The organism is Streptomyces sp. NPDC127177 (assembly GCF_042672475.1).
Classification (GTDB): Bacteria; Actinomycetota; Actinomycetes; order Streptomycetales; family Streptomycetaceae; genus Streptomyces.
In genome coordinates, this window is sequence record NZ_JBHXUW010000110.1 from 1 (window position 1) to 11,662 (window position 11,662).

Annotated in this window: 2 protein-coding genes; both read left to right on the plus strand. The window is 72.1% G+C overall.

The genetic code is table 11. The annotated features are described in order from the left end of the window. The first annotated feature begins 93 nt into the window (after positions 1-93). Positions 94-4,716: an amino acid adenylation domain-containing protein gene (locus ACFVJX_RS35530; RefSeq protein WP_384314583.1), complete on the plus strand. Its 4,623-nt coding sequence runs from the start codon at positions 94-96 to the stop codon at positions 4,714-4,716. Positions 4,717-4,730: 14 nt separating this feature from the next. Then, positions 4,731-11,662: amino acid adenylation domain-containing protein (locus ACFVJX_RS35535; RefSeq protein ID WP_384136689.1), on the plus strand; the 6,932-nt coding region annotated here is incomplete at its 3' end.

The following is an 11,662-nucleotide window of genomic DNA, read 5'->3' on the forward strand; positions in this document are numbered from 1 at the left end:
GGTGGTTTGACGCCGTCGGATCTGCGTCCGTTGGTTTCGGTGACGCAGGGGCAGATCGATGTGTTGGAGGGGGAGTACGGGCGGGTTGTCGATGTGCTTCCGCTTTCGCCTTTGCAGCAGGGTCTGTTCTTCCATGCGGTGTATGACGAGTCGGGTGATGATGTTTATACGGTTCAGCTCGCTCTTGATATTGAGGGGGTGGTGGACCGGGGGGCGTTGCGTGCGAGTGTGGTGACGTTGCTGGACCGGCATCCGAACCTGCGTGCGGCGTTCCGTCACGAAGGGCTCGACACACCTGTCCAGGTCATCCCGCAGGACTTCGAACTCCCCTGGGAGGAAGTCGATCTGACCGGGCTGCCCGAGCCGGACCGCGGCGCCGCCGCCGAGCGGCTGACCGAGCAGGACCAGGTGCGCAGGTTCGACCTCGACGCGCCCCCGCTGATGCGGTTCACCCTCATCTCCACGTCGCATGACCGCCACCGGCTGCTCGTCAGCCACCACCACCTCCTGCTGGACGGCTGGTCGATGCCGGTCTTCCTCGGCGAGCTGTTCTCGCTGTACGGCAAGAAGGGCGACGGGTCTTCCCTTCCACAGGTCACCGCCTACCGCGACTACTTGACGTGGGTGGCGGGCCAGGACCGCACAGCCGCGGAGGCCGCCTGGCGGCAGGCCCTCGACGGACTCGACGAGCCGACCCTGATCGCCGCTCCCGACCCGTCCCGTCCGGCCGTGCTTCCCGTCCGCACACGTCTGGAGCTGCCCGAGGAGCAGACCGCGGCGCTCGCCCGCTGGGCCCGCGAGCGCGGTGTCACCGTCAACACCGTCGTCCAGGCTGCCTGGGCCATGGCCGTGGGACAGCTGACCGGCCGTGCGGACGTCGTGTTCGGCGGTACGGTCTCCGGCCGCCCGCCGCAGGTTCCCGGCGTCGAGTCCATGGTCGGCCTGTTCATCAACACCCTCCCGGTCCGGGTCGCCCTCGACCCCGCCGAGACGTTCGGCGCGCTGCTCCTGCGGCTCCAGGACCAGCAGGCCGGTCTCATGGACCACCAGCACCTGCCGCTCGCCGACATCCAGCGGCTGGCCGGCCACGGCGAACTGTTCGACTCGCTGGTCATCTTCGAGAACTACCCGCTCGACGCCGCCGAACTGCGCCGTTCCGCGGGCGGACTGGGCATCGTCGGCGGTGACAACCACGAGGCCACCCACTACCCGCTGAGCCTCACCGTCGGGCTGGGCAGCTCGCTCGGCCTGGACCTGGCGCACCGGCCCGACCTGCTCGGCCAGGACCGGATCGACGCGCTCGCCTCCTGCCTGCTGCGTCTCCTGGGCGAGGCCGCCGACCACGCGGACGTGCCCGTCGGGCGACTGCGGCTGCTGGCGCCGGAGCACGAGCGCCGGGTGCTGGCGGAGTGGGCCGGCACCATCGAGCCCGAAGCGGGCGTCGGGGCCCTGCTCCACCTGTTCGCCGCCCGGGTGGCCGCGGCCCCCGACTCCCTCGCGGTGGTCTCGGGCGACGAGCGGCTGTCCTACGCCGAGCTGGACGCACGCTCCGGGGAACTGGCGCGGGAACTCATCGGCCTCGGCGCCGGACCCGAGAAGTACGTCGCCGTCGCACTGCCTCGTACGGCCGGCCTGCCGGTCGCGCTCCTCGGGGTGCTGAAATCCGGCGCGGCCTACATCCCGTTGGACCCCGACCACCCCGCCGAGCGGCTCGCCCATGTGATCGAGGACGCCCGCCCGTCGCTGCTGCTCACCACCGCCCGGACGGCCGCCTCGCTGCCCGTCGGTGACACGCCGCTGCTGCTGCTCGACTCCCCCCGGACCGCTGGGGGGACCGTGGCGCCTCACGGCCCGGGAAGCCGCCCGGCCGAGGGACGCAACCCGGCCTACGCGATCTACACCTCCGGGTCCACCGGCCGCCCCAAGGGCGTGGTGATCTCCCGGACGGCACTGGACAACTTCCTGGCCGACATGTCCGCCCGGGTGCCGATGGACGACACGGACCGGCTGCTCGCCGTCACCACCGTCTCGTTCGACATCGCGGGCCTGGAGCTGTATCTGCCCCTGCTGGCGGGAGCCGCGGTGGTGATCGCGAGCAGGGACGAGGTCCTGGACCCCGGCGCGCTCGCCGCACTGCGCGCCGAACACGGCTGCACCGTCATGCAGGCCACCCCTTCCCTCTGGCAGACACTGCTCGCGCAGGTGCCCACGGCCATGGACGGGCTGCGGATGCTCGTCGGCGGCGAGGCGGTACCGGGCGCCCTGGCTCAGGCGATGGCCACGGCAGGCACGGCAGTCAACGTGTACGGGCCGACGGAGACCACCATCTGGTCCACCACCGCCGTACTGGACGGTGCCGCGGCGGCTTCACCGATCGGCAGGCCGATCCGCAGCACCCGCGTGTACGTCCTGGACGGCGCCCTGCGGCCTGTCGCACCCGGAGTGCCCGGGGAGCTGTACATCGCCGGCACCGGCCTGGCCCGCGGCTACCTGGGCCGTCCCGGACTCAGCGCCGAACGGTTCGTGGCCGACCCGCACGGTGCACCCGGCACCCGGATGTACCGCACGGGCGACGTGGTCCGCTGGGACGAGGCGGGCGTCCTGGAGTACCTCGGCCGTACGGACTTCCAGGTGAAGGTGCGCGGATTCCGCATCGAGCTGGGCGAGATCGAATCGGTCCTGGCCCGGCACGAGCAGGTTTCCCGGGTCGCGGTGGTCGTGCGCGAGGACCGGCCCGGCAGCAAGCTGCTGGTGGCCTACACGGTCCCGGTGGGCGAAGGCCCCGACGCCGCAGAGCTGCGTGCCCACGTCGCCGCCGAACTGCCCGACTACATGGTCCCGGCAGCCTACGTATCCCTCGACGAGCTGCCGCTGAACACCAACGGAAAGCTCGACCGCAAGGCGCTCCCCGCTCCGGACTTCGCCGCCCTGACGGCGGGCCGCGCGGCCAAGGGCCCGCGCGAGGAGCTGCTGTGCCGGCTGTTCGCGGAGGTGCTGGGACTGCCGGAGGTGGGGGTCGAGGACAGCTTCTTCACCCTCGGCGGCGACAGCATCGCCTCGATCCAGCTGGTCGGCCGGGCCCGTCAGGCCGGTCTGGTGCTCACGCCCCGCGAGGTCTTCCGGTACAAGACGCCGGAGGCGCTGGCCGCCGAGCTGCCCGAGAGCTCCGCCGAGAGGGTGCTCACCGTCGATCCGGAGGGCGCCGACCCGGCGCTGGGCATGGTGCCGGGTACGCCGATCGTCCGGTGGCTGCGCGAACTCGGCGGCCGGATCGACGGGTTCAACCAGTCGGTGGCCTCGCCCGTACCCGGTGATCTCACCGCGGCGCAGCTCGGCGCGGTGATCACCGCGGTCCTGGACCACCACGACGCGCTGCGCGCCAGGCTGGTGCGGACCGACTCCGACTGGGCCCTGCAGATCCCGCCGCGGGGCGCTGTGCGCGCCGACGACGTCATCCACCGGGTCGACGTCGCGGGGCTGGACGAGGAGCGGCTTGCCGCGGTCGTGGACACCGAGGGCCGTGCCGCGCAGAGCAGGCTGAGCCCCGATGACGGGCTGATGATGCAGGTCGTCTGGTTCGACGCGGGCCCCGGCGCGCTCGGCAGGCTGTTGCTGATCGTCCACCACCTCGTCGTCGACGGCGTGTCCTGGCGCATCCTGATGCCCGATCTGATGGCCGCGCACGAGGCCGTCACAGCCGGCCGTGAGCCGGTCCTCGAACCGGTGTGGACGTCAATGAGGCAGTGGGCGCGGGGGCTGGTCGCCGCCGCGGTGACCCCCGAGCGCATGGCCGAACTCCCGGTGTGGACGAAGATGCTGACAACGCAGCGGGAAACGCCGCTCGGGTCCAGGGAGCTCGACCCGTCCCGCGACGTCGCGGCCACGCAGCGCCAGCTCACCGTGACGCTGCCCGCGGACGTCACCCGGCCCCTGCTGACGACCGCACCCACCGTCTTCGCCACCGGGGTCAACGACGTACTGCTGGCCGCCTTCGCGCTGGCCGTGACCGAGTGGAACCGCGACCGCGGCCGCTCGTACGCCGACGGGGTGCTGCTCGACCTGGAGGGCCACGGCCGGGAGGAGCTGCTGGCCGGGGTCGCCCCGGACGCGGACATCTCCCGTACGGTCGGCTGGTTCACCAGCCTCTTCCCGGTCCGGCTCGACCCCGGAGTGACAGAGGCCGAGCGGGCGGAGGTCCGGGCGGGCGGTCCGGCCGCCGCCCGGGCGCTGGAGCGGGTCGCGGAGCAGCTTGCCGCGCTCCCCGACAACGGTGCCGGATACGGCCTGCTGCGCCATCTCAACGACGAGACGGCTCCCGTACTGGCCGCGCTGCCGACTCCGCAGATCGGTTTCAACTACCTCGGCCGCTTCGCCTCGGGCGACGGCGAGGACAACGGGGACGGCGGTCTCGGCGGCAGTGACGACGCCATGCCCGTCGCGCACGCCCTGGAGCTGAACTCGCTGACCCAGGACCGGCCCGACGGCCCCCGGCTGGTGGCGTCCTGGTCGTGGCCCGCCGGGCTGTTCACCGAGGACGAGGTGAAGGCGCTGGCCGACGGCTGGTTCCTCGCCCTGCGGGCCCTGGTGACCAACGCGGCCGACCCCGACGGACGTTCGGCCGCCCCCGCGGCGCCGCGGGACACCACGTCAATGGCTCCCCTGCTCGATCTCGACCAGGACGAGATCGACGCATTCGAAGATGACCTCGGGTTCTGAGCGGAGATAGTGAAATGACAACGTCAAAGCCACGACTCGAGGGCATCCTGCCGCTCTCCCCGCTCCAGCAGGGCCTGCTCTTCCACGCGATGTACGACACGGCCGGCCCGGACGTCTACACCATGCAGTTCGTCCTCGACATCGAGGGCGAACTCGACGCCGGCGCACTGCACTCCGCCTGCGCCGGTGTGCTGCGCCGCCACCCGGGCCTGCGTGCCGTCTTCCGGTACCGCAAGAACGGGGAGCCGGTCCAGCTCATCCCTTCCGAGGTCAAGCCCGGCTGGACCGCCCACGATCTCTCCGCGCTGCCGCCGGCCGAACGCGCCGAAGAGGCGGAACGGCTCGTCGACGAGGACCGGGCCCGCCGCTTCGATCCGGCGCGGCCGCCGCTGATCCGCTTCACGCTGATCGACCTCGGTGAGGGGCGCCACCAGTTCGTCCTGAACGCTCACCACATACTCCTCGACGGCTGGTCCAGGGCCATTCTGCTCGGCGAACTGTTCCAGCTGTACGGCCTGTTCAGAAGCGGCGCCGACGAGTCCGCGCTGACGGCCGTCACGCCGTACCGCGACTACCTCGCCTGGGTGGCCGCCCAGGACCGCACCGCGGCGGAGAAGTGCTGGCGGGAGGTGCTGGACGGGGTGACGGAGCCGACCCTGCTGATGGCACCCGACCCGTCCCGCGAGCCGGTGGTGCCCGCCCGGGCGAGGGTCGGGCTGACACAGGCGCAGACAGCCGCGCTGACCCGATGGGCCAGGGAGCGCGGTGTCACCGTCAACACGGTCGTCCAGGCCGCCTGGGCGATGGTCCTCGGCCAGCTCACGGGCCGTCAGGACGTCGTGTTCGGCGGTACGGTCTCCGGCCGCCCGCCGCAGCTGCCCGGCGTCGAGTCCATGGTCGGCCTGTTCATCAACACCCTTCCGGTACGGGTCGCCCTGGACCCGGCGGAATCGCTCGGCGCGCTGCTCGACCGGCTGCAGGACCAGCAGGCAGGGCTCATGGACCACCAGTACCTGGGTCTCGCGGACCTCCAGCGGATGACCCAGGTCAGTGGTGAACTCTTCGACACCCTCCTGGTCTTCGAGAACTACCCGGTGGACACCGTCGGCCTGCGTCGGGCGGCCGGCGGCCTCGGCGTCGTCGGCGGCCGCAGCCACGAGGGCACCCACTACCCCCTCGGCCTGATGGTTCACGTGGGTGACACCCTCGCGGTGGAGCTCAGCTACCGGCCGGACGTGTTCGAGCCGGCGGGCGCCGTCGCGGTCGGTGAGTCCCTCGTACGGTTGCTGGCCGGTTTCGAGGAGGCCCAGAACACCCCGGTCGGGCGGCTGGACCTGCTCACCGCGCAGGACCGCGCCCTGGTCCTCGGCCGGTGGATCGACACCGCGCGCCCCACCCCCGACGTCACGCTGCCCGCTCTGTTCCGGCGCACCGCGGACCGGTACGCCGACGCCATCGCCGTCGAGTACGGGGGCAGCACGCTCACCTACGCGGAACTGGACGGCCGGGCCAACCGGCTCGCGCGGCTGCTCGTCACCCGCGGTGTGGGCCCCGAACGCACCGTCGTCCTGGCCGTCGCCCGGTCCACCGACCTGATCGTCGCGCTGTGGGCGGTGCTCAAGGCGGGCGCCGCCTACCTGCCCATGGATCCGGCCCACCCCGCCGAACGCATCGCCCACATGCTGAGTGACGCGGACCCGGTCCTGGTGCTCACCGACAGCGCCACCTCGTCCGTGCTCGCGGACGCCGTGCCGGACGCCGGGGTGCCCCAGCTGGTGCTCGACGCCCCCCGGACCGTGTGCGAGCTCGACGCGATGGCGGACACCGACCTCGACGACGCCGACCGGACCTCCGCGCTCTCCCCGCTCTCCCCGGCGTACGTGATCTACACCTCGGGCTCCACGGGCCGGCCCAAGGGCGTCGTCATGCCCGGCGCCCCGCTGGCCAACCTCGTCGCGTGGCACGAGGACGAGCTGCCGGGCGCGGCCGGGATGCGCACCGCCCAGTTCACCGCCGTCAGTTTCGACGTGTCGGCACAGGAGATCCTTTCCACCACGCTCTCCGGGCGGACCCTGGTCATCCCCGACGAGGAGACCCGCCGCGACGCCGCAGCGTTCGTGCGGTGGCTCGACGACCGGGAGATCACCGAGGTGTACGCGCCCAACCTCGTCATCGACGCGCTGTGCGAGGAGGCGAACGGGCTGGGCCTGGAGCTCCCGGCGCTCGCGCATCTGGCGCAGGCGGGCGAGGCGCTCGTGCTGAGCCGGCGGATCCGTGACTTCCACGAGGGCACCGGCCGTGTCCTGCACAACCACTACGGCCCCACGGAGACCCATGTCGTCACCGCGGCCACCCTCCCCGCGCTCCCCGGTGACTGGCCCGCCCGGCCGACAATCGGCAGGCCCATCCGCAACACCCGCACCTACGTCCTCGACGGCGCTCTTCGCCCTGTGCCCCCGGGCGTGCCCGGAGAGCTGTACCTCGCCGGGAGCTGCACCGCCCGCGGCTACCTGAACCGCCCCGGACTGACCGGCGAGCGCTTCGTCGCCGATCCCTACGGTCCGGCCGGCAGCCGGATGTACCGCACCGGGGACGTGGTGAGCTGGACACCCGACGGCGAGCTGGACTATCTGGGCCGCAGCGACCACCAGGTCAAGATCCGTGGATTCCGGATCGAGCTCGGCGAGATCGAGGCGGCGCTCACCACACACCCCTCGGTCGCCCAGGCAGCGGTCATCGCTCGCGAGGACCGGCCCGGCCTGAAGACCATCGCCGCCTATCTGGTGCCGGTGCAGGGCCGGACGCTTCCCGACACGGCCCAGCTGCGCGCCCACGCGGCCGACGCGCTGCCCGACTACATGGTGCCGTCGGCGTTCGTACCGCTGGAGAAGCTGCCGCTCACCCCCAACCGCAAGCTGGACCGGCGTGCGTTGCCCCTGCCGGAAGGAGCCCGCACGGAGGGCAGGGCGCCGCGCACCGCACGGGAGGTGCGGCTGTGCGAGCTCTTCGCGGGCGTGCTGGGGCTCGACGAGGTGTCCATCGACGACAGTTTCTTCGACCTCGGCGGCCACTCCCTGCTCGCCACCCGGCTGGTCAGCCAGGTGCGGACCGCGTTCGACACGGAGATCGCCGTCCGCGTGCTGTTCGAGGCGCCCACCGTGGCGAAGCTCGCCGAACGGCTCGGCGACGCCGGCCGGGCGCGCAAGCTGCTCACCGCCGTGGAGCGGCCGGCCCGGATCCCGTTGTCGCCCGCACAGCGGCGGCTGTGGTTCCTCAACCGGTTCGAGGACGCCGGCGGGAACTACAACCTGCCCCTGTCGGTACGCCTTTCAGGGGAGCTCGACGTCGGCGCGCTGCGCGCCGCGCTCGGTGATGTGGTGGGCCGGCACGAGAGCCTGCGGACCGTCTTCCCGGAGTCCGACGGGCAACCGAACCAGGTGATTCTCGACGCGGACCGGGCCGTGCCCGCGATGCCGGTGATCGCTGTCACGGAGCACGATCTGACGGCCTCGCTCGCTGCCGCGGCGGGCAAACGGTTCGACCTCACCGTCGAAGCCCCGCTCCACGCCCGGTTGTTCGCGCTCGGTGGGTCGGAACACGTCCTGATGCTGGTCGTTCACCACATCGCCGCCGACGGCTGGTCCATGGCCCCCCTGGCCCGTGACCTGGGCGAGGCGTACCGGGCACGGTGTGCCGGCGCGGCGCCGGCCTGGCAGCCGCTGCCCGTCCAATACGCCGACTACACGCTCTGGCAGCGCGAGGTGCTCGGAGACGAGACCGACCCGGCCGGGGAGCTCTCCCGTCAGGTGGACTTCTGGCGCACCGCGCTCGACGGTGTCCCCGAGGAGATCGGCCTGCCCGCCGACCGCCCCCGCCCCGCGGCGGCGAGCTACCGGGGCGATACCGTCGACCTGGAGATCCCCGCCGATGTGCACCGCCGGCTGGCGGCCCTCGCCCGCAGCTGCGGTGCGAGTGTCTTCATGGTGGCCCAGGCCGGACTCGCGGCGCTGCTGTCACGGCTCGGCGCCGGAGCCGACATCCCCATCGGCTCACCGATCGCCGGACGGACCGACCAGGCACTGGACGATCTCGTCGGCTTCTTCGTGAACACGCTGGTGCTGCGCACGGACGTGTCGGGTGACCCGTCCTTCCGTGAGCTGGTGGAGCGGGTGCGGACGGCGAACCTCGCGGCGTACGCGAACCAGGACGTGCCGTTCGAGCGGCTGGTGGAGATCCTCAACCCCGAACGCTCCCTGGCCAGGCACCCGCTGTTCCAGGTGATGCTCTCCTTCCAGAACAACGCCGAGGCCCGGCTCGACCTCGGCGGGCTGCGGGCCACGGGCAAGGGCATCGGACTCAAGACGTCCAACTTCGACCTGTCGTTCGTCCTTGAGGAGCGGTTCGCCGACGACGGCGCACCGGCCGGAATCGTCGGCGGCATCGAGTTCGCCACGGACCTCTTCGACCGGGAGACGGCCGCCACGCTGGCGGCCCGGCTGGTGCGGGTCATCGGTGAAACGACGGGCGACCCGGACCGGCGGCTGTCCGCGCTGGAGGTACTGACCGAGGAGGAACGCCGTCGGATCCTCGTCGAGTGGAACGACACCGCTCTCGACGCGCCCCGGTCCACGCTGACCGCCCTGTTCGAGCAGCAGGTGGCCCGCACTCCGGACGCCACCGCCCTGGTCTTCCAGGACATGCGGCTGACCTACGCGGAGCTCAACGGGTGGGCCAACCGGCTGGCACGCCGACTCGTGGCCGACGGCGTACGCGTCGAGCAGGCGGTGGCCGTGTGCCTGCCGCGCGGCCCGGAGCATGTCGCGGCCCTGCTCGGGGTGATGAAGGCGGGTGCGGCGTATGTGCCCGTCGATCCGGCCTATCCCGAGGACCGCATCGCCCACATGCTGGCGGACGCCCGGCCCGCCGCGGTGCTCGACAACCCGGCTGATCTGCACGGCCCCTCCCTCGCGCTGCCCGCGCACGACCTGACGGACGAGGAGCGCGGCGGCCCGCTGACCCCGGGGACGGCCGCCTACATCATCTACACCTCCGGCTCCACCGGACGCCCCAAGGGCGTCATCGTCGAGCACCGCAGCATCGTGAATCTCTTCCACGACCACTTCGACCGCCTCTACGCACCCCACATCGCGGCGGCCGGGGACCGGCCGCTGCGCGCCGCGCTGGCGTCGTCGTTCTCCTTCGACGCCGCTTTCGACCCGCTGCTGTGGATACTCTCCGGACACGAGCTCCATCTCATCGACGAGGAAACCCGCCTCGACGCGTCGCTGCTCCTGGCATACGTCCAGAAGGTCGGCGGCATCGACCACTTCGACACCACCCCCGCCCACTTCCAGGCACTCCACGATCTCGGCCTGACGGCCGAGGCATCGACCACACCGCTGATCGTCAGCCTGGGCGGCGAGGCGCTGGGCGAGGCGCTGCGCGAGCAACTCGTCGCGGTGGACGGGCTGGTCACCTACAACCTCTACGGCCCGACCGAGACCACTGTCGACGCGCTGGGCCAGCGGATCAACGAGGGCGACCGGGTCCTGGTGGGCAGGCCGCTCTCCAACTACCGGGCGTACATCCTCGACGAGCTCCTGCGGCCCGTCGCCCCCGGGGTTCCGGGCGACCTGCACATCGCGGGCATGGGCCTCGCCCGTGGCTACCTCGGCCGGCCGGACCTGACCGCGGAGCGCTTCGTGGCCGATCCGTTCGGCGGTCCGGGCTCCCGCATGTACCGCACGGGCGACGTGGCGCGCTGGACCGGGGACGGCAGGATCGACTGCCTCGGCCGGGCGGACGACCAGGTCAAGATCCGTGGCTTCCGAATCGAGCTCGGTGAGATCGAGACCGCGCTGGCGGTCAACCCGGACATCGCCCAGGCCACGGTGATGGTCCGCGAGGACCGTCCCGGGCTGAAGGAGCTCGTGGCGTACGCGGTGCCGGTGGCCGGACGGCGGGTGCCCGATGCCGACGCACTGCGCCGCAGCCTCGGCGAACGTCTGCCCGAATACATGATCCCGTCCGCGTTCGTCGCCCTGGACCGGCTGCCGGTGACGGTCAACGGCAAGCTCGACCGCAGGGCACTGCCCGCCCCCGGCCCCCGTACCGGCGCGTTCGGCCGGGCCCCGCGCACGGCTCAGGAGAAGGCGCTGTGCGACATCTACGCCGAGGTGCTGGGCCTGGAGCAGGTGTCGATCGACGACAGCTTCTTCGACCTCGGGGGCCACTCGCTGCTCGCCACCCGCGTGGTCAGCCGGGTCCGTTCGAAGCTGGGTGCGGAGCTCGCCGTCAGGACGCTCTTCGAGGCACCGGCCGTTGCCGCCCTCGCCGGACGCCTCGGCGACGCGGGGCAGGCACGGCAGGCGCTGACCGCTCGGGAGCGCCCGGAGGAGATCCCGCTGTCGCCCGCACAGCGCCGGCTCTGGTTCCTGAGCCGTCTCGAAGGCGCCGGTGCCACGTACAACATGCCCATGGCCGTACGGCTCACCGGCGCACTGGACATCGACGCGCTGACGGGCGCGCTCGGTGACGTGGTGGCCCGGCACGAGAGCCTGCGCACGGTCTTCCCGGACACCGGCGGTCTGCCGCACCAGCTGATCCTTTCGCCGGACACGGCCCGGCCGACGCTGGAGCGATCCGCGTTCGACGCCGGGGCGCTCGCCGCCGCGGTCGCGCGCGGCTTCGACCTCTCGTCCGAACTCCCCATACGCGCGAGTCTGTTCACCGTCGCACCGGAGGCTCACGTACTGCTGCTCGTGGTGCACCACATCGCGGGCGACGGCTGGTCCATGGGCCCACTGGCCGATGACCTGTCCAGGGCGTACGCGGCCCGGCTCGGCGGTGGTGTGCCCGAGTTCGCCGCGCTGCCGGTGCAGTACGCGGACTACACGTTGTGGCAGCGGGACGTGCTCGGTGACGAGGACGACCCGGCGAGTGAGCT